This is a genomic window from Halalkalibaculum sp. DA384 (genome assembly GCF_043951955.1).
In the GTDB taxonomy this organism is placed as follows: Bacteria; Bacteroidota; Rhodothermia; order Balneolales; family Balneolaceae; genus JAMQKA01.
On the sequence record NZ_JBINJE010000004.1, the window covers coordinates 89,957 to 109,020 of the forward strand.

The 19,064-nt window shown below is 51.4% G+C and carries 13 protein-coding genes; 3 read left to right on the plus strand and 10 right to left on the minus strand.

Going from position 1 to position 19,064, the window contains the following annotated elements; all coding sequences use genetic code 11:
• Genes ACG2E4_RS03910 through ACG2E4_RS03930 form a run of 5 tightly spaced genes read right to left on the minus strand, consistent with a single transcriptional unit; the run spans nt 1 to nt 6,892 of the window.
• Nucleotides 1–1,062: a c-type cytochrome gene (locus ACG2E4_RS03910; RefSeq protein ID WP_395275757.1), complete on the minus strand. Its 1,062-nt coding sequence runs from the start codon at nt 1,060–1,062 to the stop codon at nt 1–3.
• 50 nt (nt 1,063–1,112) lie between these two features.
• The gene (locus tag ACG2E4_RS03915) at nt 1,113–1,658 is read right to left on the minus strand and encodes a DUF3341 domain-containing protein (RefSeq protein WP_395261140.1); all 546 of its coding nucleotides are present in this window, start codon (nt 1,656–1,658) and stop codon (nt 1,113–1,115) included.
• 12 nt (nt 1,659–1,670) lie between these two features.
• Nucleotides 1,671–3,104 (minus strand): NrfD/PsrC family molybdoenzyme membrane anchor subunit, encoded by a 1,434-nt coding sequence (gene nrfD / locus ACG2E4_RS03920; protein ID WP_395261139.1) that lies wholly within the window; start codon nt 3,102–3,104, stop codon nt 1,671–1,673.
• Nucleotides 3,105–3,126: 22 nt separating this feature from the next.
• A complete protein-coding gene (locus ACG2E4_RS03925; RefSeq protein ID WP_395275758.1) occupies nt 3,127–6,192 on the minus strand; it encodes a TAT-variant-translocated molybdopterin oxidoreductase in 3,066 nt (1,021 codons plus the stop codon).
• Between the two features lie 52 nt (nt 6,193–6,244).
• Nucleotides 6,245–6,892 carry a cytochrome c3 family protein gene (locus ACG2E4_RS03930; protein ID WP_395261136.1) on the minus strand — a complete coding sequence of 216 codons (648 nt, stop codon included), beginning with the start codon at nt 6,890–6,892 and terminating at the stop codon, nt 6,245–6,247.
• 340 nt (nt 6,893–7,232) lie between these two features.
• Between ACG2E4_RS03930 and ACG2E4_RS03935 the strand changes: the two genes are divergently transcribed.
• Nucleotides 7,233–7,802, plus strand: a complete 570-nt coding sequence (locus ACG2E4_RS03935) for a DUF420 domain-containing protein (protein ID WP_395275759.1) — start codon at nt 7,233–7,235, stop codon at nt 7,800–7,802.
• 58 nt (nt 7,803–7,860) lie between these two features.
• Here ACG2E4_RS03935 and ppk1 read toward each other — a convergent pair whose 3' ends face one another.
• Together ppk1 and ACG2E4_RS03945 are read right to left on the minus strand one after the other, a co-directional pair.
• The gene (gene ppk1 / locus ACG2E4_RS03940; protein ID WP_395275760.1) at nt 7,861–10,266 is read right to left on the minus strand and encodes a polyphosphate kinase 1; all 2,406 of its coding nucleotides are present in this window, start codon (nt 10,264–10,266) and stop codon (nt 7,861–7,863) included.
• A gap of 358 nt (nt 10,267–10,624) precedes the next feature.
• Nucleotides 10,625–11,326, minus strand: coding sequence for a metal-dependent hydrolase (locus ACG2E4_RS03945; RefSeq protein ID WP_395275761.1), 702 nt, complete (start codon nt 11,324–11,326; stop codon nt 10,625–10,627).
• A 243-nt stretch (nt 11,327–11,569) separates the two neighbouring features.
• Between ACG2E4_RS03945 and ACG2E4_RS03950 the strand changes: the two genes are divergently transcribed.
• Both ACG2E4_RS03950 and ACG2E4_RS03955 read left to right on the plus strand, forming a co-directional pair.
• Nucleotides 11,570–12,247 carry an L-threonylcarbamoyladenylate synthase gene (locus tag ACG2E4_RS03950; RefSeq protein WP_395260848.1) on the plus strand — a complete coding sequence of 226 codons (678 nt, stop codon included), beginning with the start codon at nt 11,570–11,572 and terminating at the stop codon, nt 12,245–12,247.
• Nucleotides 12,244–13,320: a 6-phosphofructokinase gene (locus ACG2E4_RS03955; RefSeq protein ID WP_395260846.1), complete on the plus strand. Its 1,077-nt coding sequence runs from the start codon at nt 12,244–12,246 to the stop codon at nt 13,318–13,320. Before ACG2E4_RS03950 ends, ACG2E4_RS03955 begins: the two co-directional genes overlap by 4 nt.
• Before the next feature lie 88 nt (nt 13,321–13,408).
• Here ACG2E4_RS03955 and ACG2E4_RS03960 read toward each other — a convergent pair whose 3' ends face one another.
• From ACG2E4_RS03960 to ggt, 3 genes are all read right to left on the minus strand, one after another.
• On the minus strand, nt 13,409–15,886 hold the full coding sequence (locus ACG2E4_RS03960; protein ID WP_395275762.1) for a protein kinase: 2,478 nt from the start codon (nt 15,884–15,886) through the stop codon (nt 13,409–13,411).
• Nucleotides 15,887–15,940: 54 nt separating this feature from the next.
• Nucleotides 15,941–16,999, minus strand: coding sequence for an S-methyl-5-thioribose-1-phosphate isomerase (gene mtnA / locus ACG2E4_RS03965; protein ID WP_395260844.1), 1,059 nt, complete (start codon nt 16,997–16,999; stop codon nt 15,941–15,943).
• Between the two features lie 334 nt (nt 17,000–17,333).
• A complete protein-coding gene (gene ggt / locus ACG2E4_RS03970) occupies nt 17,334–19,031 on the minus strand; it encodes a gamma-glutamyltransferase (protein WP_395275763.1) in 1,698 nt (565 codons plus the stop codon).
• Nucleotides 19,032–19,064: the final 33 nt, after the last annotated feature.

Below are 19,064 nucleotides of genomic sequence, written 5' to 3' on the forward strand. Positions count from 1 at the left end.
TTACTGGTTATCACTTAATGATTTGATGTATTCGATGAGCGATTGAATGTCGGAATCGCTTAAATGACCATAAGGCGCCATTACCGGGTCATAGCCTTCGACAATCTGGGCCGATGGGTTGGTGATCGATTCCCGAAGGTAATCTTCGTCGACCGTAATGGTGCTGCCGTCGGCCAGCGTTTCAGACTTGCCCATCACATTTTGCAGGGTAGGTCCTATTCCATCAGATCCATCGCGGGAGTGACACGCCTGACAACCGTTGGCTACGAAAAGTTCTTCACCCCGGGCTGCAGACACATCACCTCCACCTGCAGCGGCTTCGGCCTCCTGCATAGCCTGCTCTTTTTGTTGTTGCTCGGTAAATTCTGCTTGAAGACTGGCAAGATCGACATCATACGCCTGCACTTCATCTTCAGGCACATACTGGCTTCGTTGCAGGGCGCGCATGTATGCTACGATAGCCCACCGGTCTTTCACCTTTATTTGATGGGCATAAGCAGGCATATTGCGAATGCCGTTGGCAATTACAGAATACAGATACCCGTTCTCGATCTCGCGAAGTCGGTCCTGGTGAAAGGTTGGAGCGGGAACGTATCCATATTGACCGGTCATAATGATTCCCTGCCCGTCGCCCAGCGTACCATGACAAGGCGTGCAGTACACTTCATACTGGTCTTTACCCCGGTACAAAAACGATTTGTCAACCTCTACCGGTATATCGGTTACAAATGAGCTGTCATCGTTGATTCCCTGGTAGTAGACGGCATCTTCGCGCAGGTTTCCGCGGGATACCGTTCCTTCCACGGGCTGCCGCATGGAACGGTTGTCGGCAAAAAATGGATTCTCTTCCTGGGCTTCGAATCGTTCCTGCTGATCCATATTCATAACCGGATGGACAGGTTCCTGCTCAAATCGTTGCCCGCGGCAGGCTCCCAGTACCAAAATGACAATAAAGATGCTCAGAATCTTTGCCGGACTGATTAAACCCCTTTTCCGCTGTCTCCCGCACCGGGGGGGAGAGGTAACAACAGCTGATTCTGATATGTTGGCTCCTTCTTTCATATTGAATATCAAGTCAAAATTTTCTTAAAAAATGTTTAAGATACGACTTTTTACTTGTCGTAGATCGTTTCGATGTGGGTAGCCCCCGCATCTTTAAACAACTTGTTTACTTTCTCCTCATCAAAAAGGTCGTCCCCCGCTTCTATGCAGACGAAAAAACCGTCGTCCGAAGCTTTTTCAAAACGCTCTGAGTTAAACAGCGGATTATGGAAGCGTGGTAACTTGTTGAGGGCAATCATCCCAAACGTTGCGGCAAATGCGGAAAGCAGAACCGTCAGTTCAAAAGTAATGGGAACGTAGACAGGCGGATTGATCAACGGCTTGCCACTGATATTCATCGGGTATTCGTAGGCCATGACCCAGACCATCAGGGCGATAGCGCCAACAAAACCGATCAATGCTCCTCCAAAAACGATCCAGCCCAGCGGTGATTTACTCAGCCCCATCGCTTTTTCCATCCCGTGAATCGGGAATGGGGCGTACGTGTCAAAATCATTGTAGCCGGACTTTTTTACAGCGGAAGCTGCGTCAATAAGCTCTTTTGGGTTCCGAAATTCGGCAAGAACGCCGTACATGTTGGTATTATTTGTATCCATAGTGGTTCAATTCTAAGCAGTTTCCGGTTGTTCTGCAACCACAGGTTCAGCTTTTGGTTTAATAAATTCCTTGGTCTCATCATCGTAGTTGTGGGGATCAGCCTGCGGCATAACGCCTTTGACTTCGGCAATTGCCACCATCGGGAGGAACCGCAGGAATAGCAGGAACATCGTGAAAAAGAGCCCGAATGTGCCGACGTACGTCAGAATATCCCAGAACGTGGGAGAGTAGTAGTCCCAGTTTGAGGGCATAAAGTCGGTTGCCAGCGATCCCACTGCAATCATGAAGCGTTCGAACCACATGCCGATATTTACGATGATGGAGATAATAAATGTCAATGCCACGTTGCGGCGAATATATTTGCTCCACAGGAACTGGGGTGTCACCACGTTACAAAACATCAGTATCCAGAAACCCCACGCGTATGGTCCTGTAGCATACAACCAGAAGATGGCCTGTTCATAAATATAGCCGCTGTACCAGGCAACAAAGCCCTCCATCAGGTAGGCAAAGGCCACGAGGTTACCGGTCACCATCATTACGATATTCATTTTTTCCATGATATCGATATTCATGATATCCTCGATGCCGTAGATCTTTCGGGCAATAAGCATCAGGGTCAATACCATGGCGAAGCCGGAATAGATCGCCCCTGCAACAAAATAGGGCGGGAAAATAGTACTGTGCCAGCCCGGAATGACGGAGACGGCAAAGTCGAACGATACAATGGTGTGTACCGAAAGTACCAGGGGAGTGGCGAGGCCGGCCAGGATCATGTAAGCTTTCTCGTAGTTCCACCAGTGGCGGAAGCTGCCGGTCCAGCCCAGAGAGGCTATACCATACGACATTTTGGCAATTTTGCTTTTGGCTTTATCCCGCAGGGTTGCAAAATCAGGGATGAGGCCGACATACCAGAAAAGAAGTGAAACGGTGAAATAGGTACTGACCGCAAAAACATCCCATAGCAGGGGACTGCTGAAATTGGGCCAGGCGGCCATCTGGTTGGGAATCGGGAAGACCCAGTAGATCACCCAGATACGTCCCACGTGTATAGCGGGAAACAGGCCCGCGCACATTACCGCAAAAATGGTCATTGCTTCCGCAAAGCGGTTAATAGCAGTCCGCCAGCCCTGCCGAAACAGAAATAAAATAGCGGAAATAAGTGTCCCGGCGTGGCCGATACCGACCCACCATACAAAGTTGATGATAGCCCATCCCCACCCGGCGGGATTGTTCAGACCCCAGATGCCGGTTCCTTCCCAAATCAGGTACCCGACAGCCACCAGCATGGCGATCAGCAGCAAATTTGCAAGTCCAAAGGCCAGATACCACAGCTTCGGTGCCGGGGAAAGCGGCGTTTTGGCAATCATGGAGGTGATACTTGAAAACGAATGATCACCTTTTACAAGCGCAGGTTCTGGTACGTATTCGTAAGATTTACTCATTTTAAAGAAAAGAGATTTCGTGTTATGCCAATTTGGGATTCGGATTTCTCAATTTAGCCAGGTATGAGGTTCGGGGCCGCGTGTTGACCTCCTCCAGCAGAAGGTAGTTGCGTTCATTGTTTTTAGCCTGTACGACGTTGCTGTTTTCATCGGTCAGGTCGCCGAATTCGATAGCCTTTGCGGGGCAGGCCTGCTGGCAGGCGGTTTTAACCGCACCATCTTCCGGTTTGGGAGATCCCGTTTCTTTTTTGGCTTCAATTTTTGCCTTGTTGACCCGCTGTACACAGTAAGTGCATTTTTCCATGACACCGCGGAAGCGTACCGTCACATCCGGGTTCATTGCCATCTGTACTACTTCGGGATCATCGCCGGTGGTTAAATACTCCTTGGTATAATTGAAGAAATTAAATCGACGAACTTTGTACGGGCAGTTATTGGCGCAATACCGGGTACCGATACAGCGGTTGTAAGTCATCTGGTTCATCCCGTCATCGCTGTGGGTTGTGGCCGCCACCGGACATACCTGCTCGCAGGGCGCCAGCTCGCAGTGCATGCAGGGCACCGGCTGATGCAGGGCCTGGGGGTCATCCACATCGCCTTCAAAATAGCGATCGTTTCGGATCCAGTGCATCTCGCGTCCGTTGCTAACCTCCCGTTTTCCTACTACCGGAATATTGTTTTCAGCCTGGCAGGCTACTGTACATGCCCCACAGCCGATACAGCTGTTGAGGTCGATCGTCATTCCCCATTGGGGCTCGTAGTCAGGATATTCTTCATCATCCTGGGCATTAAAAAGGGTCATCGGGCGATTGCTGCCTTGTTCCTCGGCATAGGATTGGCCCGGAAGTTCCGCATTATAAGCCGATTCATAGGAGGCGAATTCGGGATTTTCGCGATACTCCTGAAGAGTGGCGTGGCGAAGCAGTGAACGGCCTTCCATACTGTTGTGGTCCTGCGTACAGGCAATTTCATACGATCCGCCTGCATTTTCTATAGTCACATCGGTGGCAAAGTGCATGGAATTGGTGGTGCGGAGGGGATAGGTGTCCACTCCCGTTTTATTGGCCACTTTCCCGATCCCTTCGCGACCGTAACCGACGGTTACCGTAATACTGTCATCGGCGTGGCCGGGCTGAACCCACGCGGGTACTTCAACGGTGGTTCCGTCGATTGTAATAGCAATTTTTTGAACTTTGGCCACTCCCAGTCCCGCCTGCTGGATGCCGAGCTCTTCAGCAGTATTTTTACTCATCAATGCCACGTTGTCCCAGGTGATCTTGGTCATCGGGTCCGGCAACTCCTGCAGCCAGCCGTTATTGGCATAGCGGCCGTCAAATATTTTGGAGTCCGGGCGGATGACCACCTCAATCCCACCGCTTTCCGCGACGTTATTCAGAAAACTGCTAACGCTGCTTTGGAAGCCTGAGCTGATATCAACCGACACCTGGGGGAAGGTCGCCTCATCATCCAGGCCGTCATGAAGAATACGGTTCCAACCGGAGCTGAAGCTCCCGTCAATAAAGCCGTTCCACGTGGTTTGTACGAGGTCGTAACCTTTTGTTTTTTCTCCGGTTACAACACTGTTTAAAAACTCAATGTCACTGACACCCGAGAACAGGGGTTCAATCTGTGGCTGCACTACCGACCGCGTGCCCGCAAAGGAATATCCATCGCCCCAGGCTTCCAAAAAGTGAGCCCGATTTACATGCCACTGGGCCAGTTTGGATGTTTCATCATAGTAGTCAGACAGGTGGACAACCGTCCCAGCATTTTGGATCGCTTCGGTAAAGTTGAGGTCCGCGGGTGCTGTAAACGCGGGATTGGTACCCACCAGCACGACCGTATCAATACCTCCATCGTGTAGATCCGCTATCACCTGTTCTAAAGCTTCACGGTTATACTGGTCTTGCAGGTATGGTACTTCATGGTATGTAACCGTACGACCGGCGTTGCCCAGTTCGCGATTAATGGCGGCAACGGTGGCGTGAACAGATGGCGCGTGCTCATTTCCAACAGTGACCACAGAGGTTCCCCGGTTGGCAAGAAGATCTTCCGCCAGGACCGGAATCCATTCATGGTCAGAAAACTTGTTGCTGTATCCGCTGAATTCGGTAAGACCACCCAAAGAGGAGGCCAGCTCTGCCGCAAGAGCGTATACAAAAAGTTCAATTTCACTCGATTTCAGCCGCAGCCGGTTGTCGGCATTGGAGCCGGTCATCGTAAAAGTGCTTTCAACGGCATAAAGCCGGCTCATCTCCTCTTCCGCAGATTCAACCTTCCGTCCCTGCGTATAGTTGAGGGTGTCCTGCACCGAATTTTTGTTGGCTGCAGGGTTTAGAAAGTCGTTGTCAAGAGCTACGATAATATCGGCTTGATCAAAATGGTTGATCGCTCGGAGCCGCTGGCCAAAGGCGATGCTTGTGCCTTCAAGGGCATTGTCTTCTCCAAAAGGTTCATAGGTCACCCAGCGCGCGTTTGAAAAGGTGTTCAGGGCCTGGTCTCTCAACCTGTTAAAGGTGGGAGAAGAGTTCGCTTCCGAAATAAAGGCGATGTTCCGGCCGGTGTCGCTAAAATGTTCGTTGCAAAAACTGACAAATTCATTGTAGGAAGACCGTTCTCCATTGCGGCGTACGAAGCGTGAGCGGTCGGGGTCGTACATGTTCAGGACCGCCCCCTGGTTAAAAATACTTGAAGAACCGCCGCTTGCGGGATGCATCTCATTGCCCTCGATCTTCGTGGGACGTCCTTCGTGATTTTCGATGACGATCCCGGTCAGTGCATCCTGAAAGGGCATGGCCGAAGCATAGTAGAGTGGTTCTCCGGGCACGATCTCTTCAGGCTGGTTTGAGTAGGGAAGTATCTTTTGTACGGGACGCCGGCACGAGGCAAATCCAGCCAGGGCGATGGAAGCTCCCATAACACGCAGAAAGCTGCGACGCGATACCTTGTCATTCAGTTCTGTTGCATCTTCGGGAAACTCACGGTCGACGAACTTTTGGTACTCGTCGTTTTTGGCAAGTTCATTCAGGCTTTTCCAATAATTGGCTTTTTTGCCCTCACCGTTCAATTGAGTTACTTCGTCGCTCATCGATTGCTTTATCTGCTTGGTTTAGAAATTCCGTTTACTGATAATACAATTATTAATAGTGGCAGCCCTGACAATTGGTGGGAGCGTGGATATTGTGCTTGGCAATGAGCTTTTTACCCAGTTCAGCCTGGTTTTCCACCTCGTACCCCATGGTGGTAACCTCCTCTACCGGGCGCAGATGCTGCTCGGGAGCCCGGTGACAATCGAGGCACCAGCTCATACTGAGAGGCTCCTCCTGCGATACCACCGCCATTTTGTCTACACGGCCATGGCACGACTCGCACCCGACGCCCACGTTTACATGGGCTTCATGGCTGAAATAAGCGTAATCCGGCAGATTGTGCACCCGAACCCATTCAATGGGCTCTCCCGAGTTCCAGCTGTCGCGAATTTTTTGAATCTCTTCGGGACGCTGGGAGTCAATTTGGTTGTGGCAGTTCATGCAGGTTTCGGTAGGGGGTACATTGGCCTGCTTGGAATTAAAGACTTCTGAGTGACAATATTGGCAATCGAGCCCCAGCTGGCCTGCGTGGACCTGGTGACTGTAGTCAATAGGTTGTGTTGGTGCGTACCCCACATCGGTGTATTCGGGTGAAAAGAAATACCAAACCCCGGCAACGATTGCAGTTAAAAAGACCACTGCCCCTATTAAAAGCCGTCTTGGAATCTCATTTGCCCACTTTGGAAAAATCTGAGCCATAAATCAATAGAAGATCGAATTATCAGTTGCTGATTTTCACTGTAATATAATAATCCCGACGGGTCGTCGAGTCGGCATGAATGTATGGAAAAAATCGGTTTTAAAGAACCGCGGCAGAGACGATAAAAGTATTTATATCGAATCTAAATAAAGTTCCCGGCAACCATAACGAAACGCTATTTAAACGAGAAGCTAAAATAAAATCTATTGGATAAAATGCCTAAAAAAATTAACCTGAATATCGCTCGTTGAATGAATACGATAAACGGTTTGTTAGTCAGGGTTTACTGGAATTAACACCCCGGTTTTTTATATCTTAGCCACTAAAAAAATATTGATTATGTCAGATCCCGGCGACCAATTTACCATAGAGTTTCTGAAAGAGCTCAGCTTGCCCAAAGCACTGGGCGTTATTCTGCTGATAAGCGGTGCAGCTTTTATCTTTTTGATATGGCTGATTTATTTCAAGGGAGGTAGTGATTACAGCTCAGCCCTGATCACGAGTCTGCCTGCGCTGAATGCATTGTTAAATACGACCAGTGCTGTATTGATTGTTCTGGGCTACAAGGCGATACGTGAAAGAAAGTTCAGGAAGCATATGAAACTGATGCTTACAGCGTTTTTTACCTCTTCGCTCTTCCTGATCAGCTACGTGATATATCACAATTTTCACGGGAGTACCCCCTTCGAGGGAGAAGGGCTTATCCGGCCGATATACTTTTTTATCCTGATTACCCATATCGTGCTTTCGGCACTGGTGGTTCCATTTATTCTGACCAGCTTCTATTTTGCATTTTCAGGAAAGCTGACCTATCATCGGAAATTTTCCAGAATCACGCTCCCGGTTTGGCTTTATGTATCGGTGACCGGCGTTCTTATCTTCCTGATTCTGAATACTTTTAATCCATGACGAATAGATCAGGGCGAAGGACCCCGCGCCAGGGCAACCCAGGACCCAGGACCCAGAACTACCGCTTCGCCCGTTTCCACGCATTTTTCATCATCATTTCGTGGAAGTTTTTCTCCTTTTGTCCCTCTGCGGGCCGGCGCTGGGTGTAGCTTCCGTCGGCGTGCATATCCCAGGCCAGACGGTTGTCATTGAGGGCTTTTTTCAGAATAGAGATGATCCGTTTTTGCAGCGAGGGTAGCGTGATGGGCACGACCGCCTCTACCCGTTCGTTCAGGTTGCGCGACCGCCAGTCGGCACTGCCGATAAAGATTTTCGGCTCCCCGTCGTTGCCGAAGTAGAAAATCCGGTCGTGCTCCAGGAACCGCCCGATAATACTGATAATACGGATATTCTCACTGTATCCCTCAAGCTGCGGGCGCAGGCGGGAGTGGCCTCTGACAATGAGATCAATATTGACTCCTGCCTGAGAGGCCTCATAAAGTCGCTGTATGATGCCCACGTCATCGAGTGCATTCATTTTGGCAATAATGCGGCCTTTTTCACCCGCTTTGGCCAGTTCGATCTCCCGGTCTATCAGGCCGTAAAAATCGGATCGCAGGCTGTGCGGGGCGACCATCAGTTTTTCAAATGTTTGATCCGGGGCGTAGCCCGTCAGGTAGTGAAAGAGATTCGTTACATCATATCCCAGTTCGGGATCGTTGGTAAGCAGCCCCAGGTCGGTATAAATTTCCGCCGTTTGGGTATGGTAGTTTCCCGTACCGATATGGCAGTAGGTGACGTGTTTATCGCCTTCGCGGCGGACAATAAGGGCTACCTTGGCGTGCGTTTTTAATCCCACAAGGCCGTAGGCCACGTGTACCCCCGCATTTTCCAGCATTTTTCCCCATTCTATGTTGCTGGCTTCATCAAACCGCGCCTTTACCTCAACCAGTACCGCTACCTGTTTGCCCTGTTCGGCCGCTTTGATCAGTGATTTTACGATTGGTGAATCGTCGGAGGTGCGGTACAGGGTTTGCTTGATCGCCAGCACATCGGGATCGTTGGCGGCTTCCTCGATCAGGCGCTGCACGCTAGCCGAGAATGACTCGTAGGGATGGTGAACCAGGATGTCTCCCTTGCGGATAATATCAAAAATTGTCTGTTCCTGTTCGGTTTCCCCCTCGTGATACAGGGGCTTGGGGATCGGCGGATTCCATTTTTCATACCGGAGACCCGGGATATTGAGATTGGCCAGGCTGAAACAGACCGTCAGGTCGAGCTCTCCCTCCACATGGTGTATGTCACTGTCATCCAGCTTGAGCTCATCTTTTAGCAGGTTTTCAACCTCGGGGTCGACCTCTTCTTCAATCTCAAGGCGCACCACTTCGGCGAATCGGCGTTCCCGAAGCTCCTCCGAAATCATCGACAACAGGTCTTCGGCCTCTTCTTCGTTTCTCCGGAGGTCGGCATTGCGGGTGACGCGGAACAGGCAGATGCTTTCAACCTTCATGCCGGGAAACAGTTTGTCGATGTTCTTCCGGATCACTTCTTCGATCGGCACATAGTGGTAGGCATAGGATTCGCTCTCCACCTGCAGCAGCCGGGGCTGATTGGAAGGGATCTTCACCCGGGCAAAATTGAATGCATCCCGGTTCGGTTTTTTGAGCTTGACGGCCAGCGACAGGCTGAGGTTGGAAATAAAAGGAAAGGGATGGCCCGGGTCCACGGCCAGCGGGGTAAGGGTGGGATAGATATGATCCAGGAAGTATTCGTTCAGCCGGTTCTTCTGCCGGCTGTTGAGGGCATCATATCCCGATATTTTGTTCGAGGCCTCCTCTTCCAGCTTGGGCAGCAAATGCTGGTTCCAGACCTCCGTCATGCGCTGCTGCATCTGCTTGGTCTTGGCCTGCAGCAACTGGATCTGTGTCTGCGGGGTACGCCCGTCGGGGCTCAGGTCATCTACCCCCGCAGCTTCCTGCCGCTTAAGTCCGCCTACCCGTTTCTGGATGAATTCGTCCAGGTTGCTGGCGGTGATCCCCAAAAAGCGAACGCGTTCCAGGAGCGGATTACGCGAATCCATCGCCTGGTAGAGAACCCTCCAGTTAAAGTCCACCCACCCGAGCTCGCGGTTCAGGTAGAGAGCCGGGTGCACGTTTGATGCTCCCTTTGGCAGTTCCTTCGGTTCCACCGCCGTGGGGATTTGTGGAATCTCGCGCTGTTCCCGCTCCGCCTCCTCGCTGCCGTTGGCAGTAAAATACCAGGCTTGTTTTCCCGCATTCCACCGGATCGTTTCGTCCCTGAGATTGCGAAAATCATGGAGCAGTTGCTTCGATAACGACCGGTTTCCATTTGCTGTATGCGATATAAAGTCGCTGCTGAATGCAGATTCGACAAATTCTGCCGCTTCTTCCCGTTTTAATTCTCCCTTGTCTTTGATCAGGTTGATAAGCCAGACGGCAATTTCTTCTGAGCTGGATTTGGACACTTGTTGGAGATTAATTTATTAGCATTAAATGATACTGCTGCAGGACTTTACCAAAACCTGTGTGCTTCTTTCAGTTGCCGGACCATTTTCACCGTGTTTTCCGGTCGGTTCAACAGCCTGAAGCAGGTACCCATTTGCTGTTTTAGCGTGTAGCTCTGGATTGCCGGCAAGATCACGCAGCGGTATCTAGTTTTTCGCAGGATCGGTTTTCTAAGTTCCCTATCCCAATATAATAAAATAAGCCGGTTGATAGGGGGCTCACCACAGGTTTAGCATTTTTTTAACAGTGGCGGCGGTTGTGCATTGTACAAAAAAACCGTGCTTCCAATCGGGCGAAAGCACGGTTTGCCGTAGTTTTTTATTTCAGGAAGTTTTCACCCGCTTCTGGAATCAGAACTTCGGTGTCGGAAGATTCCTCGGTGAGCTCTTTGAAATCTTTCGGGCTGCCCGTAAGGACGGGAAAAGTGCCGTAATGGATCGGTACTGCATATGCCGCATCGATCATTTCGCAAGCCCAGGCGGCTTCTGCAGGCCCCATGGTGTAGTGATCTCCCATCGGAACGGCGATCAGGTCGGGCTCGTAGAGCTCGCCGTACAGTTCCAGGTCCGCAAAAATATTGGTATCTCCCAGGTGATAGAAGGTGAAATCATCGAATTCCACTACCAGCCCGCCGGGGTCGCCCGCATATTCGCCCCCGAACGAGGAGCTGTGATTGGCCGAAACCAGGGTTACGCTGAAATCGTCAAACTCTATGGTCCCTCCCTTGTTGAATTCCACAGCCTGGTCTTCCGACAACCCGTGTTTTTTCAGTAGCCCCGAGAGCTCCACAATCGAAACCACATCGCATCCGGTCCGCTTGGCAATCTCAATGGTATCGCCCACGTGATCTTCATGGCCGTGGGTGAGCAGTATATAATCGGCCTCGGAGGGGGATTTAAACTCATCGGGGGTCGTGGGATTGTTTTTCAAAAAGGGATCGATGTAAATGATGTTGCCCTCCGGACTTTCCATTTTGAAAGCGGAATGTCCCAACCAATACGCGTTGACAGAATTGTTCATGGTGTGAATGATTTTTAATTAACTTTTCAAATTTTAGTTGACTATCCTGACTCAATATGTTATTAATAAATCAGCCGGTTATATATCATCTATTGTATTCAACAACAAGCTTATGGTTTTAACAGCTTTTCTTTTTTAACAGTTTCAGAACAAGCGTTGCAATCTGATGTTGGCATGTTATATAACCGCTTAGATCCATGTTAACAGCCAAAGTTAACCTTTTAAATTACAGAGGTAGGTTTTATGGCCGAACGTATAAAACTCCATCCCGAAACCCCCCACGTAAAACGAATTTTTGAAATTGCTGATATGCTGAAACAGGGGAGTATAGCGCTGTTTCCGACCGACAGCCAGTATGCGCTGGGATGCGAATACACGAATAAAAAAGGAATTAAACGGATCCGGAATATTCGACAGATGAATGATGACGACCACCTGACAATTCTGTGTGATTCACTCTCCGGGATCGCAAAATTTGCCCACATTTCCGATCATAATTTTAAGCTGATCAAACGACTGATACCCGGTCCCTATACCTTCATTCTGCCGGCCACCAAAGAGGTTCCCAAGCTGCTGGTGCATCCCAAGAAAAAGACGGTGGGCATTCGGGTGCCCGATTATCCGATCTGTGAACTGCTGGGCAGGGAGGTGGGCAACCCACTGGTCTCCATTACCGCAAAAAAACCGAACATCGGGGATGAAGAACTGGCCAACTACGAGCGCGAGCCTTTTTTGAGAGAATTTGAAAAGCTCGTGGATATCATTATTGACAACCAGCAGGAGCTGCCCAGCCGGGAGACGACCATATTGGATATGACGGATGACCAGGCAAAAGTGCTGCGCAGCGGGCTGGGTGCCGAGCAGGTTGAACAGGTATTCCGAAGCCAGGGTGAACCACTCCGGGAGGTTGCTGCAGAATGAGAATAGCGATTAACACCGGAGGGGGAGATGCACCCGGGCTGAATGCCGCCATTCGGTCTGCTACACTAGCTGCACTGAAACGAGGATGGGAAGTGTTTGGGATCAAGAACGGGTACGGCTCAATCTATACCGATACCCCCTTTATCAAGATGACGGAGGAGTCGGTGCGGGGCATTACCCTGCTGGGCGGTACCATTCTGGGGACCGCCAACAAGGGGAATCCGTTTGAGATGCCCTGCCGGCAAGAGGATGGAAGCATGGGCCTGAAAGATGTCTCTGACCACCTGGTAAAAAAATTCGATGAGTACAACATCGATGCCCTGGTGGCTATTGGCGGCGACGGATCCATGCATATAGCCCACAAGCTGACCAAGAAAGGGATCAAGATAGTTGGAGTGCCCAAAACCATTGACAATGACCTGTGGGGCTGCGATGTAACCCTCGGGTTTGATACCGCCCGCAGTATCGCCACCGAGGCGATCGACCGGATTACCACCACGGCCGAGTCGCACGAGCGGCTGATGGTTGTGGAGGTAATGGGGCGCTACGCCGGGTGGATTGCCCTGTATTCCGGGCTGGCCTCTACTGCCGATGTGATCCTGATACCTGAAATTCCGTTTACCTACGAAGCGATTATCGAAAAGATTGAAGAGCGGAAGTCCAAAGGCAAAAACTACACGATGATTGTGGTAGCCGAGGGGGCCAAGGTCAAGGGCGGGGATATTGTGACCAAGGGAAAGACGCTGGGGCAACAGGAGCAGCTGGGCGGCATCGCCAGCCAGGTGGCCACCGAGTTAACCGAACGGACCGGGCAGGAGTCGCGCTCGGTCGTCCTCGGGCACCTCCAGCGCGGGGGATCACCGACGACCTACGACCGGCTGATCTCGATGCGCTACGGGGCCTCGGCAATCCGGTGCGTGGAAAACGGTGATTTTAACGAGCTGGTGGTATTGCAGGATAACAAGCTGACGACCATCCCTCTCAGCGAAGTGGCGGGGAAAATGAAATATGTGCCGCTCGACAGCGATATCGTGCAAACGGCCCGGGACGTGGGTATCTGTCTGGGGGATTAAAATCCTGTTGAACCGAAGGCGGGATGGAATTCCCGAAAATCATTTGAGGTATCTTGCAGCAGCATTTTCCTGTGGTCGCCGCACCAGCTTATTGGTCCCAGTAATCGCTCATAAAATTTTTCCACTTCTTTTTATTGTTGTCATACACCCGCTTCAGGTCGGAGGTTAGCTTTTTAAATTCCGGGTGATTATGTAACTCGTTCCAGGCGGGATTTGACACAATCCAGGGATAGTTTTCATAACCCAGGTAGATCGTTTTCCGGAGCCAGTGCAGGGCTTCCGAGCTGTTCTCTTCCACCACGCAGTAAGTGGCCATCCGGTAGGCCATCTCGCAGTCGGTCGCCGAAATGGCCAGCAGCTCATCGGTTATGAGTTTGGCTGCTTTTTCGGGCTCTCCGTTTTTTACATAACACATCGCCAGTGTGGGGTAGGTCATCCGGCGGGAGGGGTCATCCCGGATCACCGATTCGAGGATCGGAATCGCTTTCCCGTATTGTTCCGTGCGAAAGTACAGGTATCCCTCCGTGGTCTGAAGCAGCGAATGTTGAGGTTCCAGGGACAGCCCTTTTTTCACCTCTTCCCATGCCAGCTCCAGTTCCCCTTTGTAGTGATAGATGCGGGCCCGCCGGTTGTATATCTGGGTTGCCGCTGTGGGATTGTGTTGCAGGGCCATCCCGAAAAGGCGAAGGGCATCTTCATAGATTCCATCAAGCTGAAAGATGATGCCGGCTCCCAGAAATACTTCTGCGTCGTGCCGCGTCTGTTTGAGGAGAACCTGGATGTCGCGCCGCGCCTGCTCCTTTTCGCCACGCCAAAGGTAGGTGTAGGCGCGCTGCAGCTTGGCCTCTGTATTGGAGGGATCGATCTCCAGGGCTTTTTCAAGATGCCGCTGGGCAGCCATAAAATGGGTGTGCCCGCCGAAACCGTTGACTACATAATTTAAATGAACGCGCCCCAATCCGGCCTGGGCGGGAGCAAAATCGGGAGCGGTTTCAAGCACGGTTTTGAACTTGTTTTTACTCTCCTCAAGGTCACGCGGGTTGCTGGATCCCCAGAGAAACCTGGAGAGCAGCGCGCGGGCTTCGAGGTATATTTCCGAGAGGTGGTCGGCCAGTGCCGGCGATTTTTTTTCGGGTTTTTTCATTTCCAGGTTTTCCAGGTTGAACAGCGCTTGTTCAACCTGGTCGGTAATATCGCTTTGAACTTTCACCAGGTCGAATGAGGGAACCTCGATGGTATCTCCGGCTGCGATCGATTTGCCGGCCACCTCCAGCAGCTGCCAGTTGAGGTTGAAGCCTTCATCTGACCTGAAATAGGAGCCAGTAAGAATATATTCCGATTCCAGCCGGTGACCGGCCTGTATTTCGTCTAGGCTGCGGTCGGAAAGAGACAGAAAGGCACCGGGCGGGCGAATGCGAACCGATGAGTTTTGTGCGAGCCTGTTGGCAATCGCATCTGTCATGGCAAGGCCAAAATACCGATTTTTCCGTCTGGCAGCCTCCCCGGCCTGTTTAAATGGAAGGACAGCGACAGAGTTTTCCGGTATCTCCTTGTTTTCAGCCTGGTCAAAAAAGTCGGTTAGTATCGATAAAAGGCTGCTGCGCGGGCGCGACTCCGACCTGGTGCTCGGGGCCGGAGAAGGCAGAACTGCAGAATGTTCGCCGGGTACGGTTCCGACCTCAAAGTCCATGCTTTTCATAATGGTCTTCAGCCCCTCGCTCAGCTCGGTGACCGATTTAAAACGGTTTGAAGGCTGTTTGTCCAGAGCCTTTAAAATTACGTTCTGCAGCGATTCGGGCACCTCATCCCTCAATGTCTGCGGCCGGATCGGATCAGTATTTTTAATCTGGTGAATAAGTCCGCCCTGTCCGGCACTTTCAGGGACCCAGAAAGGATGGCGACCGGTTGTAATTTCGTAGAGGATAACGCCGACCGAAAATATATCCGACTGCTCGGTACTTCGCAGGGTTACGAATTGTTCAGGTGCCATGTAGGCAACGGTGCCCATCTGTTTGGTCCGGGATCCCTGCGCTCCTTGGGGAGATGGGCCAAATCCGAATTCAGACTCATGGACTGGCCTGGGCTCTTTCTCCTCATCTGTGCGCTTGCGGGCCAGCCCGAAATCCAGGATTTTTACCAGTCCGGCTTCGGTGATCATGATATTCGCCGGTTTCAGATCGCGATGCAAGATGCCCAGGCGGTGGGCTTCTTCGAGCCCCTCCGATATTTGTATGCCTACGGAGAGGGCAAACTGCATATTGAGCGGCTCTTCCTCAACAAGCTTTTCAAGCGTTTTGCCGGGTACATGCTGCATCACCATATAGGGACGCTTTTCATATTCGCTGACTTCATAGATGGTACAGACATTCGGATGCTGGATAGCGGAGGCCAGCCGTGCCTCCTCCAGAATTTCAACCCGTACTCGTTTTTCAGAGGAGCGTTCCGGGTGAACGATTTTAATCACCACCGGCCGCATCAGCTTGGTGTCTGTTGCCAGGTATACGGTACCCTGCGCGCCGGATCCCAGCTTCTGATGAATCTCGTAGTGGTGTATTTTTTCGATCATACCGTAAAGTGAAAATGCCGGTACCGGGTAACATAACCGGTTTGCAGAGTTTCCCTAATCCTTAAAAAGTTTTTTAAAGTTATCCTCAAAATTCGGTTTGATGATCCCCTTTTCGGTGATAAAACCGGTAATATATTTATGGGGCGTCACATCAAAGGCGGGATTATAGGTCTCGACTTTGTCAGGGGCCACCTGCGAGCCGTTGAAATTAGCGATTTCGTCCGATTCCCGTTCTTCAATCGGAATGTCGGTACCGTCTTTGAGTTCCATGTCGATGGTGGACAGTGGCACCGCCACGTAAAACGGGAGGTCGTGCTCACTGGCCAGAACCGCCAGGGGGTACGTACCGATTTTATTGGCTGTATCTCCATTCGCTGCCACGCGGTCGGCTCCCACGATGACCATATCGACCTTGTTTTGCTGCATAAGCGACCCCGCCATGGAATCGGTGATCAGCTTCATCGGTATTTCGGCGTTCATCAACTCCCAGGAGGTCAGCCGGGCTCCCTGCAGCAGGGGCCGGGTTTCATCTACCCAAACGTGGATATCTTTTTTCGCCTCGTGAGCGTGGAAAATGACCGAAAGTGCTGTCCCATATTGTGCGGTGGCCAGGCTACCGGTATTGCAGTGAGTCAGGATATTCGCTTTATCGCCGACCAGATCCAGCCCGTTTTCACCGATCTTCTTGTTGATTCGCTTGTCCTCGTCATGGATCGTTTTGGCCGTTTTAAGGACGATATCCTTGATCTCGGAAATTTCCTTTTCCTTGTGGGCCTGTATGGTACTTTTCAACCGGTTTAACGCCCAGTGCAGGTTTACAGCAGTGGGACGAGCCGATTCCAGGTAATCCGCGATTCGTTCCACCTCTACCCAAAAGCTCTCGAAAGTGCTTTCGGGCAGGTCTTTAATGCCCAGGTAAAATCCATATGCCGCTGCAATGCCGATCGCCGGGGCTCCCCGTACCCGCAGCTTTTTAATAGACTCCCAAATGCGGCCCACGTCTTCAATGTCGCTGTATACCTCGCGATTGGGAAGGTAGGTTTGGTCCAGAATTCGCAGGTGATCGCCGCGCCATTCAATAGATTGTACAGTGGTCTCGGTATCGTTGGCCATAACTTGTTTTATCTTTTTGTGTTGGATTCAATCCTTTCGACTCCTCTCATTGCAATCCGTATTCTATCAATGATCCGGTATGCTGTTCCTCACAATGTTGTTAAACGTTTATAGATCGAAGCGTTATTGTATGCTGAATATACCAATTTGTGCGCAAGTGTTAATGACAGATATAGTGCAAAGATGATGTGGCAAGACCCGGTTTAACCGGCTTTCCAATTTTTTAGCTGTGATTACATATTGAGTGGAATACGCCCTTTGGAGTTTTCTCCGGCAGAACCCCAAGCAACACACTCCCCACAACCCAAAACTCACGACCCACGACCCACAACCATCAATACCCACTCACATAGCCGTCTCCCCTGGGATCAGCGGCCCCATGCCGTATTCCTGTCTCATCAACATAAATAATGTGCGAGCGCCCGATCGTATCTCGTGTAGTCAGGCGATGCCCCTTTTTGACCAGCTCCTCCCGCGTATCCCGCGTGAGCCCGTAAGGTTCATAAAAAAGTTGGTCTGGCAGCCACTGGTGGTGAAACCGGGGTGCACTCAAAGCCTGCTGTGCATTCATTCCGAATACGGCGATATTTAGAAAGTTTTGGAGGATGGCCGTGATAATTCTGGGCCCACCCGCGGCCCCCAGCACCATGCGGATCTCTCCTTTTTGGGTGACGATGGAGGGAGACATGCTGCTGAGCATCCGTTTGCCCGGTTCTATTGCGTTGGCTTTGCCCTGTACCAGGCCGAACATATTTGGCTCGCCGGGTTCGGCAGTAAAGTCATCCATTTCATTATTGAGGAGGAATCCGGCCCCGTCAACACTGATTTTGCTCCCAAACGAACCGTTGAGCGTGGTGGTTACCGCCACGGCGTTGCCTTCGTCATCCACAATGGAGTAGTGCGTAGTTTCGGATGATCGGAACCCCGGGATCGAACCGTGATCGATGTTGTCGCTTTCGGTGGCCTGCATGGGATCAAAACTTTGCATTCGTCGATCGCTGTAGGATCGACTTATCAGCTGGCTGACGGGGATATCCACAAAATCGGGATCACCCAGGAAATGGGCGCGGTCGGCAAAAGCACGACGCATCGCTTCGGTAAGCAGGTGAATATAGTCAGTTGAATTGAAGCCCAGCTCGCGCAAAGGATAATTGTCAACCATGTTCAGGATCTGTGCGATGGCGATGCTGCCGCTGCTGGGCGGCGGCATGATATGCAGATCGTAGCCCCGGAAATGTGTTTCAACCGGATCCCTCCAGGTGCTCTGGTAATTTTTGAGATCCCGGTGTGTAATTAATCCGCCGTGCCGGTTCATTTCGCGGACAATCATATCCGCGGTGCGCCCCGAATAGAAACCCTCCCGCCCAAAACGGGCAATACGATCCAGTGTTTGCGCGAGGTCTTTTTGGACAAACCGGTCGCCCTCGGCAAATGGTCTCCCGCTTTGCTTGGTGAAATACCTGCGGGAGCCTTGGTACTGCTTAAAAGAGGATGCGTGGTTATTGAGCGTCTGGGCCTGGGTCCAGGAAAGGGCATATCCTTCCCTGGCCAGCGTAATGGCCGGGCGTATGACTGCCTCAAGGGGGAGGCGGCCATACCGTTTGGTCGCTTTGATCATGCCGTCTACCACGCCGGGAACGCCCGAGGCCAGGATCGAGCGCCGGCTCAAGTCGGGCTGGTATTCCCCGTTACGGATAAACATGTCACGGCTCGCCCGGTCGGGAGCGACTTCCCTGAAGTCCAGCGCACGGGTTGTGCCACCGGCCAGGTGAAGTACCATAAATCCCCCGCCCCCGATATTGCCGGCGCGTGGCAGCGTTACGGCAAGGGCAAATTGAACGGCCACGGCAGCGTCAACCGCATTACCTCCCTCTTCCAGGATCTGGCGTCCAATATCGGCGGCTTTTTGTTCCGCCGCTACGACCGTGCCCTGTTCATAAGATTTGGTCCATCCGATCTGGGCATGGGTTGGTTTAACAAAGAGGAGGGAGAGCAGGAAAAATGAGAGCAGAAGTTGGAGCGGGTACCTCATCAAAAACAGGTGTGATTGCGAGTGTTGGTTTAA